This is a genomic window from Nostoc sp. 'Peltigera membranacea cyanobiont' 210A (assembly GCF_002246015.1).
In the GTDB taxonomy this organism is placed as follows: domain Bacteria; phylum Cyanobacteriota; class Cyanobacteriia; order Cyanobacteriales; family Nostocaceae; genus Nostoc.
Genome location: NZ_NOLJ01000008.1, coordinates 294,213 through 316,061 on the forward strand (window position 1 = coordinate 294,213; position 21,849 = coordinate 316,061).

The window sequence follows — 21,849 nt, forward strand, 5'->3', positions numbered from 1 at the left end:
TCATTTCCCTCTACTCTCTCCTGCGGCATCAAGGCCAGCTTGGCATTACGAAACCGCAGGTAGTCCAAATCGGTTTTAATTGCACTGCTTCCACTTGACGACGCGATGGTAGTGGAAACCCAACGCCCTTGGTCATCCTGGTCAATGTAAATATCTGGGTTGACTAAGGTTACATCTAGCTTTAAATGGCGATTAAAAATTAGTTGTAGCAGATCAAAGCCCACCTCTACAGATTCGACTGTAGCCCGGTCTGCATCTGTGGGTGTGGCTGGGATAGCTGAAGCCCCAAACTGTACTCCTGTCAACGAAAATTGTGTGACTCTTCCCAGTTTTACCGGACGGTTGAGTGTAGTAGTTAGACTTTGTTGTGCCAACGGCGTTAACTCTGTTTGGACAAAAGTCCACAACCGCCAAATACCAACGATAACTCCTAACAGCAAAAGTCCACTCAAGGCAATGCTACCCCGGCTCAACACCAGCAACCACAAACGTTTGCGGATAGGGGAGGGGGAATGAATATCTTGGTTGGTAGATTTAATCATTTGCTTTCACTGTATTTATTGCCGGATGTCGCTGGCACACACAAGCATTAACTGGCACATTGGTTCAGTATGCCATTTCCAGGATACGCCAACTAAACCCAAGACCCCATTGGTTGAGTTACGGTATTTTCTCGATCCAATACTTATGCTTAATAATATTGGCGTTTTCAGGAAAATCTGAATAGAGTGAAAATTATTCCTGTGACTTTCCTTGAGGCACAATCTCGAACTTTAATATGAATAAACCTTAAAAAGGACAGATGATTACACCAAGGCGTCAAATGATACTCATAAGGTATTCTAGTATTTAAGCAGTTATTCAAAAACTGAAATAATAGAAATTACTATAGAATTACTAGATGTACTCAAAACGTCCAAATACTAAGGGTTCTAGCCGATTAGCCGATGTAAACGTAGGAACTGACAAAGGTTCTCTCCGGCTTCAGTTCAGTACTAGGGTGAGTCAGGAGTTCTACGGCAAACGTCAAGCATATAAAGGATTAGGTAGAAGTGATACCCCAGAGAACAAGCAATGGGCTGATGGTATAGCTAGGCGGATACAAGCTGATATCGACCATCCAGACGGAGGATTATTCGATCCTACCCTAGCTAAGTATTTGGATATCAAGCCGATGTTAGCCACTGTTACTCAGTTACCGACTGCGAGAGCATTGCCTACATTGGGAGAGTTGTGGAGTAAATATATCGCTTGGAAACTGCAAACACAACAAATTGCTGAGTCAACACATAGGACACTATACCAAACTACTTACACTACATTGCTAACACCTTTTTTGGAACAAGAGTTTGGAGAAGAGACGGCAAGTTTAATTATTAATACTTTGAATGCAAAAAAAACTGGTAAGCACTTAATAAAAACTTTGTACGGTGCCTTGTCTTCTCTTTCCTTGTGGGCAATTAACAATAACTTAGGAATAAACCGAGATTATTTTAACGAGATTAAAGAATCTTATCGACTGCCTAAAAAATCACAACAGTTACAAGAGGAAGAAGATTATAAAGCTTATACACTGGAAGAGAGAGATATAATTATCAATGCATTTTATGAATCAAATAAAAAACACGAAAGAGAAGTTGCGAATTTAATTGAATTTTTATTTCTTACTGGATGTAGACACGGAGAAGCATTCGCACTTAGATGGAAAGATATTAAATTTGATTCAGGATGGATAATTTTTGGTGAAAGTTATTCTTATTCATTGAAGAAAACTAAAACCACTAAAACAGAAGTAATTAGATGGTTTAAAATGAAAGGTATGAATAGATTAATTAATCTATTAAAAACTTTGAAAGAAAAAACAGAAAATGATGATGAATTAGTTTTTAGTAACAAAGGCAAATACTATGACTCACCTAAGATTAGAGTAGCTTGGAACCACAATAACCGTGTAAATGAGGACGGAAAGGCTTATAGTTATCCTGGGGTTGTTAGTAGACTCGCTACTCAAGGATTAATACACGGTTATCTTAAACCCTACTCTACTAGACATACTTTTATTAGTATTCAAGCTAACAATGGTGCTGATTTGGGATTATTAGCTGATAGTTGTGGTAACAGTGTAGACACTCTTATTAAGCATTATTTGCAACCAGATAAAGAAAGAGTATTGAAAGATATTTAATAACAAAAAAATAAATAGGTTAATATATATCGGTCTTCCCAGATTTCTCTAAGTAATACTCCAATAAATTTAGAGGTAGAGACATATATCAAGACTAAATAAAACCCCACACAACAGTAAAAGGTGGGGTTTTATATTAATAATTTCACTTGAATTATTCGCAATATAACTCTTTATTATTCAATAAATTTTCAAACAATGCAATTCTTTCATCGCTCCTTGGTAACTACGCTAAACACAGCTATGTTTAAAAGCAGAACTTATTAAAGTTAAAATTTTTCAATTATAAAGTTAGCCAATTTGTCATACTCTTTATCCATGTTTTCCATTAAAGTAATTTGATTTGGTGCCCATTTACCACGACCAATACTAGCCCGTGTTGGGTCTGCTTCTGGTAAATACTTAATAGGGATATTTTGAACAATACTATCAGGTGCCATAACGTTTAAATCTTCAATACTTGCAACTGGTTCTTGGTCAACAAAATCTGGAACGGCAGAATAAGCTTTAATCTCTTGAAGCCTTGGTATCAATTTCTTATTAATAGACTCTTGAACTTTCACAAACTGAGCTTGATCAGCACCTATTTTGGAGGCAATAGTAGAACCGGATTGTTTCCTAGTATCAAAACCATTAAAAATCCAACCACCAAATTTAGGTTGTCCTTTTTCGGGAATTATCTGGTCATAAGAGTTTGATTGAAGATAGCGAGATTTGCCTTGTTCCCAGTCTTCTATAAATCGAGGAAGAACTTGCCCAATTAAACCAACACAATATGCAGAGAATAAGTCAGGTGTACATGGAACTAAAAAATAATCTGAGGAGTATAGAGCAGCTCTAACAAGACTATTAAAAGATGGAGGTAAATCTATTAATGCAAAATCATATTGCTTATTAAATTCTATTTCTACTGCATTAATAAGACTTGATGGCATTAGGAATCGATATAAACCAGCTCCTCCAATAACATCAGTTCCAACATTAAGAATATCAGAAAAATTATTCAGCCAGAAATCACCAGGTACAATATCTAGATTGGCATTTTTCTTATGCTTGACACTAGCAATATAGGGTTTGCCTGAAGCACTTTGTTGAATATATGGAAGAGCAAAAGCACGAATAGTTTTACCATAAGGTAGCTCCCTTGAGCTTTCCAGATAAGTTGAAAACTCTGTATCTCCTAATGCTGCAATAGATAGGTTACATTGAGGATCGAAGTCAATAAGTAGCACTTTTTTACCTAAATGTGCTAGTGATGTCCCCAAATTCCAAATTGTGGTTGTTTTCCCAACACCGCCTTTGTTGTTAAACAATGCAATTACTTTTACCATAGATCCTTCCTTTTCCTAAGCCAGTAAAGAATTTGTCGTTGTTGAAACAGGATGAAAATCAATGGGCACGAACGCACCAAAGTTTTAACCCAGTCAGAGATACAGCTAATCTTCAGTTACGGCTTAGACAATGATCGCAACGCAGAGCCTAACCGCGTAGCTTGCCTCTTAATACATTTGGCATTGGGGGAAAGGGAAGGGCGATCACGCCTGGGGACGTATGCTGTTAGAACCTGTATATACGCCTGTTTTAACTTGGCTAAGTGCTGGTGAGAATGATATTTACACTTATTTTTGGCAAAGATATTATTGTAAAACTATAAATTGAAGGCTAGAGTTAATTTTCTAACCCTAGCCTTAAATTTGTTATATATATTGCTTTTCAACTATCTGTAGTTTAGGCAGAGTCTCAAAAATAAAGCTCTAATTACTGTTGCCTTCCTTTCTTTTCATCCAGTGCTTTTTGAACGGCATCTCTGCAAAACTGCGCTGGATTATCCTGTTGCTGTATTTCTTCCTTCATTTCCTTGGTAGCTCTAAAAGTAACATTTTCAGTTAATTCTTTACTCGGTGGATTGTCAAAGTTTTGAGGATTACCCTTACGGTTAGGCATTGTTGAGAGATGTAAATATAGCTTGTTTCGGCGCAAGCATCGAAATACAGTTTTAATTCGGTAGGTAATTCACCCTGAGAAAGTTGTTACCTACCGATACCACTTTTAAGGAATGGTTACTCTATGTTTACACGATCGGAACTTGAAAGCAAAACTATTCAGGAGCTACGAGACTTATGCAGAAGATACGGCTTAAAGCCTACTGGGAACTCAGGTTACAAGAATAGTTACATTGTAAGCTTGATGTCATTCCCAGCGATCGCACTTAAACAGATGGAAGACGGTAGAGGAATAAAAAGGTTAAGTTTTGAAGCATTCCAGAATATTGGCGCAGCATTAGATCAGATGAATGATCCGACTGATGAACAAGCAGCACTTATCAAGCTAACGATGGAAGAGAGAAGATTACGTGCGCCGCTATCCTGGGAACAGCAAAAGCTACTTAACCTCTACATAGCAAAACAGAAACTAGAAGAAGTCATGTATTTATTAGGTGAGTAAGTAGCTTAAAAATTTCAGATTAATAACTAAAGACTCTATATAGAGTCTTTTTTGTTTGTTTGTGACGAAAGTTCTTAGAGTAATAGTCTAAGAAGTACGGGGTAACTGATATATATTAGGATATTTATGTTTATAGTCTTTTCTGAGGTGAGAGATATGTGAGCATATATTGAGCATCGATATTTAGTAATTATTTATACCTAAAATAGAAAATTACTAGATAGATCAAATTACCAAAAATAGTAGTTCAAATGTACTAAAAAGGTTAAATACTAGAAAATTAATAGAAGATAGAAAAATACAACCTAAAAGTATTGGTTTAACGTTATGATTACGCCTATGCGTGTTTTTGTGTTAATTTTTAACGCTCGAACGGAAAATGAGGGGATTCACACCATTAGGGAAGGCGATGCCGAAGGCGGCAAGCTACGCAATAAAATTCTGATGTTCGAGTCAGAAGACGATGCGACACGCTTTGCCCTGATGTTAGAAGCTCAGGATTTCCCCGCACCCACACCGGAGCCGATGGATGCTGAAGAAATCAAGGAATTTTGCGAAAGTGCTGGATATGAATGGGAAATCATCCCAGAAAACAGCAATTTAGTTGTAACTCCTCCAGAACTTAACGTCGAAAAAACCGACTGGCAAGTAGACGCCCAGAAGGAGGATACTGTTGAAGACACTTTCCCTCTCAATCAACAGCCACTAGAAGAACCAGAATTGTCTGATTCTGAATTAGAGAAGATGCGTCGTAAATTGGAAGGATTGTTGTAATGAGTCATTAGTCATTAGTCATTAGTCATTAGTCACTTGTACTGAGCGTAGTCGAAGTATTGGTCATTGGTCACTGGTCGCTAACTGACAAATGACAAATGACAACGGACAAATGACAAAGGACGAATGATAAATGACAAATTTGCAAGAACGCGGGCATCTTTTAACTGAGCTGGTAAATCCTAACAGTCTGAACTTAGACCAGCTCAGTTCTCTGGAATTGGTGGAGTTGTTTAATGACGAAGACCAAAAGGCTGTCGCAGCAGTTGCAGCAGCGAAAATTCAGTTGGCAGAGGCAATTGAGCGCACCGCAGAGCGTTTGCGCCACGGAGGGCGCTTATTTTATATTGGTGCAGGTACAAGTGGCAGGTTAGGGGTGTTAGATGCTGCTGAGTGTCCACCTACTTTTTGTACACCCCCAGAGTTGGTACAGGGGATTATTGCTGGTGGTGCTGGCGCACTAGTACGTAGTTCTGAAGATTTAGAAGACAGCATTGAAGATGGCGAGGCTGCGATCGCAGGGCGGCACATTACCCAATTAGATGTCGTAGTTGGTATTACCGCTGGTGGCACAACGCCTTATGTCCACGGTGCGCTTCATGCTGCTCGTCAGCGAGGAGCCACAACTATTTTTATCGCCTGTGTTCCTGCTGAACAAGTTAGCTTTGATGCCGATATTGACATTCGCCTATTGACAGGGCCAGAAATAATCGCCGGTTCAACTCGCCTGAAAGCTGGTACAGCCACTAAATTAGCTTTAAATATCCTTTCTAGCGGCGTAATGGTTAAGCTAGGCAAAGTTTATGGCAATCGCATGGTGGATGTAGCAGTAACAAATCAAAAATTACGCGATCGCGCTTTGCGAATTTTGCAAGACCTCACAGGTTTAAGTCGGGAAACTGCTGGTTTTTTACTAGAACGTAGTGGTAAATGGGTTAAGCTGGCGCTATTGATGCACTGGACTGGTTTGGAAAAAGACGAAGGCGATCGTCTACTTTCAGAACACCAAAGTAATCTCAGGGCAGCTGTTGTCAGCTATCAAAACCAGAAGCAACCTTGAATAAATTTTCTAAATAAATACTTTATAATCTGGCTGTTACTTGTTTTAGTAGCACGCCTTTTTTTTAAATAATATTCCTTAGAAAAGCTGCTATTAATTAACATAATTAAGAATAGTAAACTTAAATAAATATTTTTAGCCTGATATTTTAAATGTGAATAACTAAAGCAAGTCTATTTGGAGACTGCTAATCTTTTTTAAACAAAAATTCAGAATTTATACGGATAGGATTCAGTATGAAAATTCTTAAAATGAGATATAATTACACCATGATATCGACTATGGCAACCTACTTTAGTCATAAATATTAGTAGAAAAGTAAACTCTGCCAACAAAGACTTTATGCTAGATAAATTATTTCCTAGCAATAGTTTTGCTATGTTAACATCTGCCTTGCTTTTAATAATCTTGATTTAGACTGCTATATACCATATCCATTTGCACTGATTCACATATCTGCCAATCGCTATATAGCTAGAACACTGTGACAGAAGTGTTGCCTACCTTTAACAAGTGACTTCAGAAATTTGTCTGGTTAATTGAGATGGTAGGTGAATTGACACCTTGCTCTACTAGTATCGGTTTTTAATGGCTAGCTTTTTAATAAAAGGAACAAACTATGCTTTATCAAGAACTTATTTCAAATAATCTAGTAAATGAATTTAAAACTTGTACTCAGTTGCAATACAATGGCAAATTAAATATTAAGAGTTCAAAGGGCAGCCAATGGACTTTTTACTATCGGCTGGGACGGATAGTTTGGGCAACAGGAGGAACTCATCCCTTCCGACGTTGGCGTAGACATATAGCCCAGAATTGTCCCCAGATTGATGTTGATAAGTTGCAGTTACGTGGGCAAGACCTATCAATTGATTACTGGGACTATAAACTGATAGAAGTATTTTATAAAAAACAGAAAATTCAGAGAGAACAGATTCAATCTATTGCGGAAAATACGATAGCAGAACTATTATTTGACCTAGCTTTGCAAGGAAATTTTGCTTCTCTAAGTTGCAATCGCAACCAAGAAGTTATCTTAGAAACCCCAATGAGCTTCACGAGTGCAGAAATGTCTGTAAAGCACATGCAAGACTCATGGAAAATTTGGTCAGAAGCAGGTTTAGCAAATTTTTCTCCTGACTTAGCACCAATTCTACGGCGACCAGAACAACTTGAGCAGATGGTAAGTCCATCTGTCTACAAAAACTTTGTAAATTTAATCAATGGCAAATTCACTCTGCGAGATTTAGCCATGAAAATGAAGCAGAGTGTACTACCACTCACCCGTTCGTTGCTTCCTTATATCCTTAAAGGAATCATTGAATTGGTAGAAGTACCTGACTTGCCTTTAGGAATTACTGAAGTCAACAATAACTCTACCACCACACAAGGCAAGAAGCGGATTGCTCCACTAGTGGCTTGCGTCGATGATAGCCCTCAAGTATGTAAAATGGTAGAGGATATTGTCACTTCCAATGGATTTAGGTTTGTCAAAATTCAAGATGCTGTACAAGCTCTACCAACCCTAATTCAGGATAAACCAGACCTGATTTTTTTGGATTTGATTATGCCAGTTGCTAGTGGTTACGAAATTTGTACTCAGTTACGAAGAATATCTACATTTTCCAACACACCAATAATTATATTAACAGGCAGTGATGGTCTTTTAGATAGAGTTCGTGCCAAAATAGTTGGTTCTACAGATTTTCTCACTAAACCTGTAATGACTGATAAGGTAATGAGTATAATACGTAAACATTTACCTACACAGAGCGTATCCAATGAAAAGAGTAAATCTAATTTAGAAGTTTGTAATTAGGGAAAGTTAGAGGCACTTTTTGGTTCTGAATTATTCCTCAAATTTTGTAGACTTTTCCACCTCAGTAAAAATTAAATTATTGAGGTTAAATAATTTTAAATTAACTCTGTTATTCAAATCATTTATTTGCAATTTTAGATATATTATCACCTTTAAATTCTTTTGCTATCAGTCATTTTTACATTTGGAATCTTCAATCCAAAATGTAAAATCTAAAATTAGGTTATCAAGCTATTTTATATTCAAAAAACTTATATTAAATAAGATTTTTAAGTACTTTCTCTGAGGTTGATAAATAAAGATTGAATCAAAATTAGACAAATACAAATTTTTGTATTTATAGCAGTCCTATTTGATTTGTGAATATTGTTTAGGGCAAAGGGGTTAGGGCTAGTCTCTAGTCCCTTCCATGTCTTTTTGAGGAATCATTTAGGATTTGTCTATTTTGTTTACATTTTGAGAAAAAGTTAACGAGTAATTGCCATGAATACTGTTTTAGTTGTTGAAGATGGCTTAACAGATATGGAAATAATCAGCCGTTACTTGGAACAGGCAGGTTATTCTGTGATTAGCGCCACTAGTAGTGAAGAGGCTCAAGACAAAATAGATAAAAATAAGCCAGACTTAATATTTCTTGATGTAATTTTACCAGGTAAAAGTGGCTTTGAAATTTGCCGAGAACTGAAAAATAATCCTGACACTAGCAATATACCTGTGGTTTTTTGCTCTACAAAAAATAGTGATGTAGATAAAATTTGGGGTAATATGTTAGGCGCTGATGGTTATCTATCAAAACCGATCGATCGAGACGAACTAGTGGTAACTTTAAAGCGGTTACTTAATTAGTGAAAATATCATAAATTAACAAATCCTAGAAGTTACTATTTTTTAGATTAATCTCTCCAAGAATAAACAATAACTGCAAATAGTGGCTAAAGACAAATAATCAAGGACAAAGGATCGATAGCTTTGGAAACCCAGGAAAAGTTTTTAAGTTTTAATTTGGGAGTAACTGATACAGCCGTAATTTCTTTACAACACATCGCAGAAGTTTTGCAAGTATCATTACCAGAAATATGTGGCGTTCCTCAGATGCCAAGTAGTGTCTTGGGTATTTATAATTGGCGCGGTGAGATGCTTTGGTTAGTCGATTTAGAGGCAATGTTAGGTTATCCTCCAATTTCACAAGGGTCAAATTTAGTTTCAAGAATGATGGCAATTGTTCTAGAAAATAAAGGTAAGTATTTGGGACTATTAGTTCGACAACTTATAGATATTGAATGGCTGGATACTAAAGAAATGAAACCCGCAAGTGCTGAATTATTTTATCCGAAAATATCACCTTTTTTACAGGGATACTTTATTAATGATTCAGAGGAGATAATTTTTAATTTGGATGCCACAACTATTATTCAATCTCCAGCATGGGGAATTCATAATTGAATATTTAGTAAGGTGTGATTAGGTAGATTGTTTTGAAAAGTCCTAATCCTTAATGAGTAAATACCAGATAAATATTGCTTGCCACATATCCAGTTATTACCAATCACAATTTTGAGGTTAATTAAATGACATTTTTGTATAACAATAGCCATGAGAACGAGCATCTAATCTCTGAATTAGAAAATCAGAATGGTAACGCTCATATAGCAAATATTGCTAGTAATGAAATATCTTTATTAAATGCGATCGCTCTAGAATTTAAAAATTGGCGGCGACAGTTGAAAGACATCGCAACTCACATGCGCCAAGCCCCAGACCTTGATACATTATTGAAAATTACTGTAGCACAAATTAGAGAAAAGATTGGCTGCGATCGCGCCTTAATTTATCAGTTTATTTCGCGGGAATCAGGTAATGTTTTAGCCGAATCGAGAACACTAGGTTGGACACCAACTTTAGGCGAAAATATTCCGGGAATTATTTTTGGCTTATATACCAATCAAGACTATATAGAAGCTGTAGTTATTGACGATATCAATCAGATTCAACTTACCCCTTATCAAAAGCAACTGCTAGATAAATTTCAAATTAAAGCTAGTTTGAGTTTACCGATTGTAGTAGAAGGTAAAGTGTGGGGTTTATTAGTAGTCAATAATTGCTACTCAACGCGGCGGTGGCAAGAAGTAGAAATTAGCCTACTATCTCAACTGACAACAGAACTAATTTACAAATTACAGAGCTTTGAATTCCAAAAAGAACAGCAACAGCGGCTGCTAGCAAAAAAATCGGTAGCCAAAGTCATCGACAAAATTCTACGGATATCAAATGTCGATAAGCTTTTTCAAACAACCACTCAAGAAGTACGTCAATTACTAAAATGCGATCGCGTCGGTGTCTATCGCTTCAAACCTGACTGGAGTGGCGAGTTTGTCGCTGAGTCAGTGGGTAATGGCTGGATAAAAATGGTCGGCCCTGATTTTTACATGGTCTGGGAAGATACCCACTTACAAGACACTCAAGGAGGACGTTATGCCAAGGGTGAAAGCTTTGTAGTCAATGACATTTATCAAATGGGCCATTCTCAATGTCATATTGACATTTTAGAGCAATATGAAATGAAGGCTTACATCATTGCACCCATATTTGCTGGAGAAAAATTATGGGGTTTGTTGGCAGCTTATCAAAATTCTGGGCCTCGTGATTGGCAACCTTGGGAAGAAACCTTTGTAACTCAAATTGGATTGCAATTTGGTGTAGCTATCTCACAAGGGGAATATCTCGAACAAGTGCAGACAAAATCTGAGCAACTAGCTCAAATAGTTGAACAAGAAAAAGTTTTCACTAAGATAGTCAACCGCATCAGACAATCTTCAGATGTAGAAAGTGTCTTCAAAACAACCACTCAAGAAGTGCGTCAATCACTACAATGCGATCGCGTCGCCGTCTATCGTTTTAACCCTGACTGGGGTGGTGAATTTGTGGCTGAGTCAGTGAGTACTGGTTGGACAAAACTGGTAGGCCCTGATATCAAAACCGTTTTGGATGATACCTACTTGCAAGAAACTAAGGGAGGTCGGTATGTCAGAGGTGAAAACTTTATCGTTAATAATATCTATGAAGTAGGTTTAGCTCCCTGTCATATTGAGATTTTAGAGCAGTTTGAAGCCAAGGCTTACATAATTGTTCCGATATTTTTCGGGGATAAATTGTGGGGATTGCTGGCAGCTTATCAAAATTCTAGCTCCCGTGAATGGCAAAGCTGGGAAGTGAACTTTTTGGTTCAAACTAGCTTGCAATTTAGCCTAGCTAAATCACAGATAGATTATTTGGAATTAGTGCGAGTCAAATCTGAGAAACTAGCTCAAATAGCAGAACAAGAGAAAGCTGTCACCAAAATCAGTAACCGCATCCGCCAATCTTTAGATGTAGAAGAAATCTTCAAAACAACGACTCAAGAACTTAGGCAATTAATGCGATGCGATCGCGTCGCTGTGTATCGCTTCAATCCTAACTGGAGTGGGGAATTTGTCGCAGAGTCAGCAGGTCATCTTTGGGTCAAACTGGTAGGCGCCGATATCAAAACTGTCTGGGAAGATACCCACTTACAAGAAACTCAAGGAGGTCGATATGCCCAAGGGGAAAACTTTGTTGTAAATGATATCTATCAAGTAGGTCATTCTCCTTGTCACATTGAAGTTTTAGAGCAATTTGAAGCCAAAGCTTATGTAATTGTTCCTGTATTTGCTGGGGAACAATTGTGGGGATTGCTGGCAGCTTATCAGAATTCGGGAACTCGTGATTGGGAAGAATTAGAAGTTACTTTGTTAGCACGTATTGGCAGCCAGTTAGGACTGGCATTACAACACACCGAATACTTGCAACAAGTAGAAGCGCAGTCAGCAAAATTAGCAGAAGCCGCAACACGGGAAAAGGCAGCTAAGGAGTTACTACAACAACGATCCATTCAACTCTTAAAAGCCCTTAGACCCGCCCTTGACGGCGACTTAACAGTACGCGCACCGATTACAGAAGACGAGCTAGGCACGATCGCTGATGCTTACAATAATACTCTGCAAGCACTGCGGCAAATTGTTGTTCAAGTACAAGGGGCTGCTCAACAAGTTGCCCAAACTTCTAGCAATAGCGAGTCTTCACTAGCGGGACTAACTAATCTGGCACAACAACAATCTGAGGAGATTACCGCAGCCTTAGATGACATTCAACAGATGGTGGACTCTACTCAAGCTGTAGTAGCGAATGCTGAGTTAGTACAACTAGCAGTGCAAAAAGCCAATAAAACTGTAGAGTCTGGCGATACTGCCATGAACCTGACTGTAAAAGCCATCCAAGGAATTCGTGAAACCGTTGCTCAAACCAGCAAAAAGATTAAACGCCTCAGCGAATCCTCACAAAAAATCTCCAAAGTGGTGAATTTGATTGGTAATTTTGCCACACAGACAAACGTACTCGCTTTGAATGCAGCCATTGAAGCTACTCGTGCTGGTGAATATGGCAAAGGCTTTGCAGTTGTAGCTGATGAAGTCCGTTCTTTATCTCGCCAATCAGCAGCAGCAACCATCGAAATTGAAAAATTAGTTCAGGAGATTCAAGCAGAAACCGGGGAAGTTGCAGTAGCAATGGAAACTGGTATTCAGCAGGTAGTAGAAGGTACAAATCTTGTTAGCGACACTCGCCAAAACTTAAATGCGATCGTTTCTGCGACTGCCGAAATTAGTCAGCTAATCGAGCGAATTACCGCAGCAACTCAAAAACAAATGGCGCAATCTGTAACAGTAACTAAATCAATGCAAGATGTCGCAGAAATTGCCGATAAAACTTTTGCTGAATCTCAAGAAATTGCGACTGTATTCCAAGATTTATCAGGAATGGCGCAAGAGCTATTAACAACTGCTAGTAAGTTTAAAGTTAAATGAAAAATAGTTAGGAGTTAGGAGTTATTAGGTCAAAGCATTAATTATATAAAGCACTATTTGATTGGCAAATGTAAAATGCTTTGACCTTACTTAATTACTGATAACTTTTTAGTTAAAGATAGGAAAAGAGTAATTGGCAGAGAGTGTTATTTAACAGAAGAGTTTTAAATTTGCTTTATAAATTATTCACCTATATATCAAACTGCAAGAGCAACGTGAATATGTGCTTTCTAAGCAATTACTACGAAGTGGGACAAGTATTGGCGCGAATGTTGAAGAGGTTATATGATTACAGATAACGAAATCCGCGAACAAGGGTACATCTATTTTCTGGCTGAAGCCCCGGAATTAGTCCAAATTATTGAACAAGAACTATTTAGCTTATCGGAAGATTATAGCATTACTAAAATTCACAATTTAATGCGGGCTACTCATACACTTAAAGGTGGTGCAGCTAACGTTGGGCTAGAATTAATTAAGACGATCGCCCATTTTTTAGAAGATGTATTTAATGCTTTATACAATCCAAAAGTAGTAGTAGATGCAGAATTACAAACACTTTTATTACAAGCTTATGAATGTTTGAGCATAGCATTAAATACTGAACTCATAGGTAGTACTGTTAATGACGAAGAACTGCTTCACCGAGCGACTTCAGTGTTTGTACAGTTGCAAGAGAATCTGGGCGATGCATTTGGTGCTGAATCTCATATTCCCACTTCTGAAGAATTGGGATTTGATATTGTGCAATCTGTTTTTGAAGTAGGAGTAGAACAACGTCTAAACAGTATTGCTGATGTTATTAAAAATCCACCAAATAATGATGAATTTATCGAGTTTTTACACTCTCAAGCTGAAGTATTTCTGGGCTTGGCAGAATCTCTAAATTTACCTGGATTGGGAGAAATTTCCCAAACGATTCTCTCAGCGCTGCAAGCAAATCCCAGCCAAGTACAGCAAATTGCAGAAATTGCCCTTGCAGATTTACAACAAGCAAAAAAATTAGTGTTAGAAGGCGATCGCACATCTGGTGGAGAACCGTCTTCAGGTTTGCAAAAACTCGTAGTAGTGGCAAATAATGAGTTATCTGAAGAATTGCCAAATAATTCATTTGCTGACACATTTATCATCGATGTAGAAAAATTTTATCAATTTCTGACTACATCTGATACCAATAAAAATGAATCGGTAAATCCAACAACTGCTAAATTCTATTTAAAAGTAATTCACTACATTTTTGGCTGGTTTAATCACCAGATGCAAATACCAGAGACGGAACTAAATTTAACTTTACTAGTTCCCAGATTAGAAAAAAGAAGTCTGCTGAATTATATCGAAAACTGGCTGAAAGACTTTCTTGATTTTGTTCAAGATGAAGAAGATAGTCAAAGTCTTTGTATTTATCGACGTGGGATTATCTTAATCATTTTATTTGCAGTTGCAAAATTTCAATATTCTCTGAAAGCATCTGATAGCTACCTCTCAGCAATTAAAATATTACAAAACCAAATTCATAAATTAGCAAAAGAATATAAAAGTTATCCTCCTGTTACTAGTGAAGAGAAAAATTGGCTTGATAGTCCCAAGTTACAAAAACTGTTAGTTATTAAAGAGATTGTATCTTCTCAATCAACTGATAACTTACTAGAAGCAATCTGGGGAGAAGAAGCTAGGCAGAACCATGTTGTTGAAGTCGTGATAACCCAGGCTGATAATTCTTCAGAAAAGCTTGATTCATTAACTGTCAGCGAGCAAGTAGTTATAGACGTTCCGAAAACAGCTATTGAAGTCATCCCTGATATAGCTACACAAATCAACAAAGAAATAGACGATAAATCAGAGTATGTTCAAACTAAAAACTTGCGTCAACCTTCATTTATTCGGGTAGATACAGAGAGACTGCAACACCTCAATTATTTAGCAGGAGAATTGCTGATTTACCAAAAACGGCGTAGTTTACAAGATGAACAGGTCAAAGAAATAATTGAGCAACTAGTACAGCAACTCACTAGACATCAAACAACTTTAAACGATTTACGCGATCTACCTTTACAAATACAAAATATTACCTCACAACAAACGCAAAGTTTTGCAGTGGATTTTGACTCTCTAGAAATGGATGTATATACAGAATTTCACATGACATTGCATGAAGCAATAGAAGAGACATTGCAACTACAAGAAACCACAGAGTCTCTCGATTTGCTTCTGACACAAGCTACTCAAATTAGTGATAAAAAAGAGAATTTAACTCTTAATATTATAGATAGCTTAGTCGAAGCAAGAATGTCGCCTTTAGGCAATATTTTGAATCGTTTCCCCCACATGGTAAACAAGTTGGGGAATGTTCATGCAAAACTTGTAAAATTAAAACTTACTGGTAGCGAAGTACTGGTAGATAAAGCGATCGCAGAAAAGCTCTACGATCCTTTGTTACACTTAGTGCGTAATGCTTTTGACCACGGTATTGAAGCTCCGCAAGTTCGCCGAGAGCTTGGTAAACCAGAAGAAGGTTTAATCGAAATCTGCGCTTATCATCAGGGTAGCCAAACTGTTATCGAAGTTCGTGATGATGGTCAAGGATTGAATTTAGACAGAATTCGTAGAAAAGCTGCTGAACTTTATCCCATACAAACTGAAGAAAAAACTAGAAATTATGCTTCTAGTCTGGCTGAACCTGAACTTTTAGATTTGATATTTTCGCCTGGATTTACTACTGCAAATAAAGTAAGTGAAATTTCTGGGCGTGGCATGGGTTTAGATATTGTGCGTACTCAGATGCACGCACTCAACGGCTCGATTTCAGTTCAATCCTTACCCAACCAAGGAACAATATTCATACTCAAAATTCCTTTTTCTATGACTACAGAAAAGTTAATGCTTGTTCAAGCCAAAGGTGTTGTTTATGGTCTGATGTTGGACAGTATCGAAAGAATATTGATTCCCTCTGAACAACAGATTAAAGAAATTGAAGGGAAAAAAGTCTTGTATTGGAATATAGACAATGATGAGACTATGGTTAGCCTTCGTCAACTTTCAAAGTTGATTAATTATAATGGTTCATTCATTAATAATGGGACTCCATACAACACTTCAAATACTCATGACCCAAGTGTAGCGAACAATCCGGTGCTTTTGCTACAGCGAAATCAGGGAAAGGTTGCTTTAGAAGTTGACCAAATAATCGGCGAACAAGAACTGGTAATCAGACCTTTAGGAAATGCGATCGCACCGCCAAAATACATTTATGGTTGTAGTAGTTTAGCTAATGGTAATCTCATCTTAGTAATTGATGCTTTGTTACTGGTAAAATCTAGCGAAATCCAACAAACAACACTTGATATCAGGGCGCTACCAGTAGCTTCTTCGTCAAATAAAAAAGCCTTGCCGATATCAGGGCATACTTTTTCATCTACACCATTACTTGCGGCATCGACTTCCACAACAACTATCGAAACCCAACCCAGTTATTCTCAAGAGCCAGATTATCAATCACCAAAAGTTGTTTTAGTAGTAGATGATGCAATTAGCCTCCGGCAAACTCTCTCTCTGACTCTCGAAAAATCTGGCTATCAAGTAATACAAGCTCAAAATGGTGTAGAAGCTTTAGAAAAATTGCAGTTACATCCTGAAATTAAAGTTGTCGTCTCCGATTTAGAGATGCCACGAATGAATGGTTTTGAGTTATTGAGCAATTTCCGCCAATACACAAATTTAGCAAAAATTCCTGTTGTGATTCTTACTTCTCGCAGCGCTGAAAAACATCGCCAGCTTGCCCAAGAATTGGGTGCAAAAGCTTACTTAACCAAACCTTTTTTAGAGCATGAGTTTATCTCTAAAATTAAGGAGTTAATTAACAATAATCCAAATGATTTAGATCATTTACTCATAGTGAAAAATAATTGATAATTTGTAATTACGAATTACGAATTACGAATTACGAATTATCAGGTAGATTATTTGGATCTACACCTAGAGAACGTAAATACTCGGCTAATTGTTCAGCCCTTTGCCGTTCTTGTTCAGCCCGCGATCGCTCTTGTTGTGCCTGTTCTGCATCTGTAAAATAGCGGTTTCCTTGCTCGTCATACCAACATAAAAACTCCTGTTGTATCCCGCCAATTACAGCTTGGTGTCGCCCTATACCTAAACCCACCTCTGGCATTAAATAGGGTTCACCTATTTGTAGTTGGTAGTTTCCATCGATCAACTTATACACTTCAAAAGGTTGATGTTGGTCGCGTCGCCAAAACTCAGGGTTATAAATTACGTAGTACAATACACCGAGTTTTCTATATATATCTAGCTTTTCGTCGTATTCACCTCCTGGAGTATGGGATACCATTTCTAATGTGAATATTGGAACTATCCCATTTTCTTCCCAAACTGCGTAACTTTTGCGTGATTTACCACCCTTTTTGCGTTCTACTCCCAGACTTAAAAAAGCATCTGGGACTACAGGTACTCTGGGATTTACTCCTGTGGTGTGATACACTCCCATATCTACTCCGAAGTACCAATCCATGCGATTTGCCCAAATGGAGTTAAGTAAGAAGAGTAAAATATTGGGCAAAAAGTTTTGATCTTCGTTATCCACTGGGGTATCGTCTGAACAGGGAAGTTCGTCGGTAGTTGGTAACGCATTTTTGAGATCGGGTGAGAGCATAACCGTTGTCTCGCTGGCGTTTGATGCCTTTATTATAAATGAGCCAACAAAAGTTTAGCGTTTGGGTGTCGCTTCACCAAACTTAATCAAAAGTGCGATCGCAATACTAACAAACAAAATTAACGTCATACTCAAGGCTGAACCGAATCCCCAATTTTGTGTTGCTCCAAGAAACTGGTTATAAACTAACCGCGCCGCCGTCATACTAGAAGCACCACCAAGTAATTCTGGATCGACAAAATCCCCCAAGCCTGTGATGAATACAAGCATGGAAGCAGCCGCAATTCCCGAAAAAATTTGCGGTACGGTTACTTGGAAAAAAGTTTCCACCGGATTTGCACCTAAATCAGCCGCAGCTTCTAGCAACCGCTTATCTAGCTTTTCGAGAGAAGCATATAAAATCAAAACCATATAGGGTAATAAACTGTAACTCATGCCAATTAATACAGCTTGACTATTGTTGAGTAATTCCCAAGTAGGTAAGCCTAAATTGCTGAATAAACTGTTCAATAAACCAGTAGGACGAAGAATTGTAATCCAAGCATAAGAACGGAGTAAGGAAGAAGTCCACAAAGGTAAGACAAAGCCTAATAGCAATAAATTTCGCCAACGCTGCGGCGCTATCTGAGCAATCCAATAGGCTACGGGGAAGCCCAAAATTAAACAAATTATCGTAGTGCCAAAGGCAAAAAATAGCGATCGCCCAATTACTTGCACGTAAAGTGAGTCAAATATTCGGATGTAGTTTTTGAACCCGTTGGGATTGACCAAATCTCCTGGTCGGATGTCTGCAACTAAACTTAACTCGAAAATTATCAAAGCTGGCAGCACCAACAAAAGTAATAACCAAATCGCAGATGGTGCCAGCAATACCAAAGGTTGCAGCCAATTTCTGACGGGGTTCTGCAATTTTTCTATTTGAGAAATCTCATTTTTTTCCAAATTAATCACTCCTAACCCCTAATTCCTAATTCCTAACTCCTGACTCAATTAACTGCTAGTTAATTGAGTCCAATAACGATCGTAAACCTCTTCAAATTCTCTTACAGGTGTAACACGTTCACAATTTTTTAATAGTGACTCTGGTGGAAACAAATTAGTGTTGTTTTGGATTGTTTTTGGCAATTGCTCAAATCCGGCGCTATTCGGCGTAGAAATATTCAGGCGTTGAGTGATTTGGGATGCTATTTCTGGTTGCAAAATCATGTTAATCCAAGCATAAGCTCCAGCTTGGTTGGGGGCTGTTTTGGGAATTACAATAGTGTCTGTCCATAATGAAGAACCACTGCGAGGAATCACATATTTGAGTTTAGGGTTTTCTTGAGATATTTTCACCGCATCTGCTGAATAACACATTGCCAATAGTAAATCTCCTGCCAGAATTTGATTTTGCCAAGCATCTGTGTCAAAACGGGCGATCGCAGGTTTCAGCACTTTCAATTTTTCATAAGCTTGTTTGATTTCTTGTTCATTTTTCGAGTTGTAAGAATAACCGAGCATTCGTAAAGTTGCACCCATAACTTCTCGAACATCATTGAGCAAGGTCATCCGTTGATTCAGTTGCTCTTGATTTTGCCAAAGATAATCCCAGTCTTGTGGTGCATCTTTAATTTTTTCGGAGTTGTAAAGTAAACCTGTTGTCCCCCAATTAAAAGGGATACTATAGCGGTTATTGGGGTCATAACTAGGATTTTGAAAACGGGGAAATAAATTCTCTAGACCGATTAAGCGATCGTGATTTATTTCTGTTAACAAGCCTTTGTCTACCATCTTCTGCACCATATAATCAGATGGGTTGATGATGCTGTAAGTGCCACCGCCTCCAGCTTGCAATTTAGCCAGCATGACATCATTGGAATCATACACATCCGCTAGGACTTTCATGCCAGTTTGGGCGCTAAAAGTTTTCAGTAATTGGTTGTCAGTATATTGTGTCCAGGTAAAGATATAAAGTTGGTCACGCTGACCATTCGTATTAGAATTAGCACGTACTTCAGCCAGCCTCCAGCCACAACCACCTAAAGATAAGCTAGAAAGTGCTGCCACCCCTTTTAAAAATTGGCGTCTGTTAGTCATTAAGTTAATAGTTAATCATCTTTTGTATTGTTGCCGATTGGTTCTAAATATGCCTTTAATTGGAGTGCCCGTAGGTAGTTTAAAGATTAACTTAAGTGTATCTACCTGTGCAACTGTTAATAAGTTACTCCTGTTAGCTAGTGTTAGGCACGGTTTTTAATCAAGCTTGAGTTATAAAAATTAACAAAGCGAGCGATCGCCAAATTATCAAGGAAACTCAGTGTGGCAAGCTGAACTGCACTTCTGTAGTAGCAAAAATTACAGGTTTTGTCCTTACCTTAGCAGTTAAAACTGTGACAGGAGTTTTGGATTCATAAATGTAAGGAGGACTCATACAAATGTCTAATTGGCAAAACCTGCGGCAGCAAATTCAATATTGTCTGATTTTTCTGGCTGCCCTCTGGTTGAGTTTAGGGGTTCCAGGTTGCAGTTTTTCCCCACCCAATTCTCAAACAGCTTCATCTCCTGGGCCTACCCAGATCAAGCAAACTGCACAACGCTTTGACGGTGTAACAATTAACGTTATCACTCAGGATGAAACCGTTCGTACAGGTACTAAGAGACGGATTGCTGGGTTTGAAGCCTTGACTGGAGCGAAGGTCAATCTAACCGGCGTTCCTTTTCAAAATTTATACAACACGCTGCAAAAGGACTGGTCTAGCAGTGCTTCAAAGTACGATATGGCAGTTATTTTACCTTCATGGCAGATTGACTTTATCGATGCTGGCTTTGTGGAAGATTTAACAGCGCGAGTCAAGTCTGATGCAGCCATACAGTGGGAAGATATTGCACCGATCTTTCGGAATTTTAGTGCGACTTATAAAGGACGTATCTACAGTATTCCGTTGGATGGGGACTTTCACATGGTTTATTACCGCACTGATTTGTTAAAGCAAGCGGGGTTAACGCCTCCTACAAACTGGGATGAGTATCTGGCGATCGCTAAACAGTTTCACGGCAAAGACTTGAATGGTGACGGTAAAAAGGACTATGGCTCTTGTATGTCCAAGGGTTCTGCTGATAATAACACAAGCCTGTTGATATCCATTGCCACTCCTTTTTTGCAATCTCAGGGAACCGTACAAGGGGCATTGTTTGACCCAGACACAATGAAGCCTTTGGTAAACAATCCCGCCTTTGCCAAAGCACTGGATATTTATAAACAAGCGATGGACTATGGAATTCCCCAGGATCAGAATCTAGGTAATTCCAAAGCTAGAGAATTATTTATTACTGGCAGGTGCGCCCTGACCATTGATTGGGGCGATGTTGGACCCTTAGCCATTGATCAATCCGTATCTAAAGTGATGGATAAAGTAGGGGCTGTGATCACTCCAGGCACTACTCAAGTACTCGATCGCAAGACTAACAAACTGGTTGCCTGCGATAAGTTTACCTGTCCTTACGCCATTGATGGTGTCAATCACGCACCCTACGCTGCCAATATCGGTTGGACAAGTGTAATTCATGCCAAGGCAGCACCAAAAGTGAAGGATGCAGCATACTCGTTTTTCTCTTACATGAGTCAGCCTGCTCAGGCTAACGTGGATGTGACGATTGGGGCAACGGGCTTCAACCCCTACCGAATTTCGCAATTTAAAAACTCAGATCCCTGGATTAAATCTGGGATGTCGTCTGAAGCAGCCAACAACTATCTCGCAGCACTCGGCATCAGCTTGAATAGTCCCAATATGGTTTTGAGTTTGACCATTCCCCATAATCAACAATATCAATTTGAAGTTCTTGATGACGTTATATCTAAGTTCTTAGGGAACAAAATTACAACCGAGCAGGCAATGCAGCAGATTGAACAAAGATGGGAACAGATTACTAACAAAGTAGGGCTGGAGTCTCAACGCGCCGCTTACCGCGCCACCCTTGGGCTAAACCCCATAAAGACGACAGCCAAAGAAGTCTCCAATCCTTAATCCAGCTGTTCATTTGACA

The 21,849-nt window shown here is 38.4% G+C and carries 17 protein-coding genes; 11 read left to right on the forward strand and 6 right to left on the reverse strand.

What is annotated here, in order from left to right:
* Positions 1 to 542, reverse strand: a 542-nt coding sequence (locus CDG76_RS38595; protein ID WP_223265380.1) for an AsmA family protein, incomplete at its 3' end; no start/stop codon positions are given.
* Positions 543 to 901: 359 nt separating this feature from the next.
* Between CDG76_RS38595 and CDG76_RS25645 the strand changes: the two genes are divergently transcribed.
* The gene (locus CDG76_RS25645; protein ID WP_094351711.1) at positions 902 to 2,185 is read left to right on the forward strand and encodes a tyrosine-type recombinase/integrase; all 1,284 of its coding nucleotides are present in this window, start codon (positions 902 to 904) and stop codon (positions 2,183 to 2,185) included.
* 269 nt (positions 2,186 to 2,454) lie between these two features.
* On the opposite strand, the gene CDG76_RS25650 is transcribed toward CDG76_RS25645, so the two are convergent.
* Both CDG76_RS25650 and CDG76_RS25655 read right to left on the reverse strand, forming a co-directional pair.
* Positions 2,455 to 3,516: a ParA family protein gene (locus CDG76_RS25650; RefSeq protein ID WP_094351712.1), complete on the reverse strand. Its 1,062-nt coding sequence runs from the start codon at positions 3,514 to 3,516 to the stop codon at positions 2,455 to 2,457.
* Positions 3,517 to 3,943: 427 nt separating this feature from the next.
* Complete coding sequence (locus tag CDG76_RS25655; protein ID WP_094351713.1) at positions 3,944 to 4,129, reverse strand: hypothetical protein; 186 nt, start codon at positions 4,127 to 4,129, stop codon at positions 3,944 to 3,946.
* A gap of 123 nt (positions 4,130 to 4,252) precedes the next feature.
* Here CDG76_RS25655 and CDG76_RS25660 point away from each other — a divergent pair, with 123 nt between their 5' ends.
* The 9 genes from CDG76_RS25660 (at position 4,253) to CDG76_RS25700 (ending at position 17,066) form a co-directional block, all read left to right on the forward strand.
* Positions 4,253 to 4,630 (forward strand): hypothetical protein, encoded by a 378-nt coding sequence (locus CDG76_RS25660; RefSeq protein ID WP_094351714.1) that lies wholly within the window; start codon positions 4,253 to 4,255, stop codon positions 4,628 to 4,630.
* A gap of 327 nt (positions 4,631 to 4,957) precedes the next feature.
* Entirely contained in the window at positions 4,958 to 5,404 is a 447-nt protein-coding gene (locus CDG76_RS25665) for a DUF3110 domain-containing protein (protein ID WP_094351715.1), read from the forward strand.
* A 133-nt stretch (positions 5,405 to 5,537) separates the two neighbouring features.
* Complete coding sequence (murQ, locus tag CDG76_RS25670; RefSeq protein ID WP_094351716.1) at positions 5,538 to 6,464, forward strand: N-acetylmuramic acid 6-phosphate etherase; 927 nt, start codon at positions 5,538 to 5,540, stop codon at positions 6,462 to 6,464.
* Positions 6,465 to 7,083: 619 nt separating this feature from the next.
* Positions 7,084 to 8,283, forward strand: coding sequence for a response regulator (locus CDG76_RS25675; RefSeq protein WP_094351717.1), 1,200 nt, complete (start codon positions 7,084 to 7,086; stop codon positions 8,281 to 8,283).
* A gap of 483 nt (positions 8,284 to 8,766) precedes the next feature.
* Positions 8,767 to 9,129 carry a response regulator transcription factor gene (locus CDG76_RS25680; protein ID WP_094351718.1) on the forward strand — a complete coding sequence of 121 codons (363 nt, stop codon included), beginning with the start codon at positions 8,767 to 8,769 and terminating at the stop codon, positions 9,127 to 9,129.
* A gap of 123 nt (positions 9,130 to 9,252) precedes the next feature.
* On the forward strand, positions 9,253 to 9,726 hold the full coding sequence (locus CDG76_RS25685) for a chemotaxis protein CheW (protein ID WP_094351719.1): 474 nt from the start codon (positions 9,253 to 9,255) through the stop codon (positions 9,724 to 9,726).
* 125 nt (positions 9,727 to 9,851) lie between these two features.
* Complete coding sequence (locus CDG76_RS25690) at positions 9,852 to 13,160, forward strand: GAF domain-containing protein (protein ID WP_094351720.1); 3,309 nt, start codon at positions 9,852 to 9,854, stop codon at positions 13,158 to 13,160.
* Positions 13,161 to 13,344: 184 nt separating this feature from the next.
* Entirely contained in the window at positions 13,345 to 13,449 is a 105-nt protein-coding gene (locus CDG76_RS38600) for a four helix bundle protein (protein ID WP_317616142.1), read from the forward strand.
* Complete coding sequence (locus tag CDG76_RS25700; protein ID WP_094351721.1) at positions 13,446 to 17,066, forward strand: hybrid sensor histidine kinase/response regulator; 3,621 nt, start codon at positions 13,446 to 13,448, stop codon at positions 17,064 to 17,066. Before CDG76_RS38600 ends, CDG76_RS25700 begins: the two co-directional genes overlap by 4 nt.
* Before the next feature lie 31 nt (positions 17,067 to 17,097).
* Here the strand turns inward: CDG76_RS25700 and CDG76_RS25705 are convergent, their stop codons facing one another.
* The 3 genes from CDG76_RS25705 to CDG76_RS25715 are packed head-to-tail and all read right to left on the reverse strand — an operon-like array spanning position 17,098 to position 19,902.
* Complete coding sequence (locus tag CDG76_RS25705) at positions 17,098 to 17,826, reverse strand: Uma2 family endonuclease (protein ID WP_094351722.1); 729 nt, start codon at positions 17,824 to 17,826, stop codon at positions 17,098 to 17,100.
* A gap of 54 nt (positions 17,827 to 17,880) precedes the next feature.
* Positions 17,881 to 18,774 (reverse strand): ABC transporter permease, encoded by an 894-nt coding sequence (locus CDG76_RS25710; protein ID WP_094351818.1) that lies wholly within the window; start codon positions 18,772 to 18,774, stop codon positions 17,881 to 17,883.
* A gap of 42 nt (positions 18,775 to 18,816) precedes the next feature.
* Entirely contained in the window at positions 18,817 to 19,902 is a 1,086-nt protein-coding gene (locus tag CDG76_RS25715; protein ID WP_094351723.1) for an ABC transporter substrate-binding protein, read from the reverse strand.
* Between the two features lie 338 nt (positions 19,903 to 20,240).
* On the opposite strand from CDG76_RS25715, the gene CDG76_RS25720 reads away from it, so the two are divergent.
* Positions 20,241 to 21,830 (forward strand): ABC transporter substrate-binding protein, encoded by a 1,590-nt coding sequence (locus CDG76_RS25720; RefSeq protein ID WP_094351724.1) that lies wholly within the window; start codon positions 20,241 to 20,243, stop codon positions 21,828 to 21,830.
* Positions 21,831 to 21,849 lie beyond the last annotated feature (19 nt).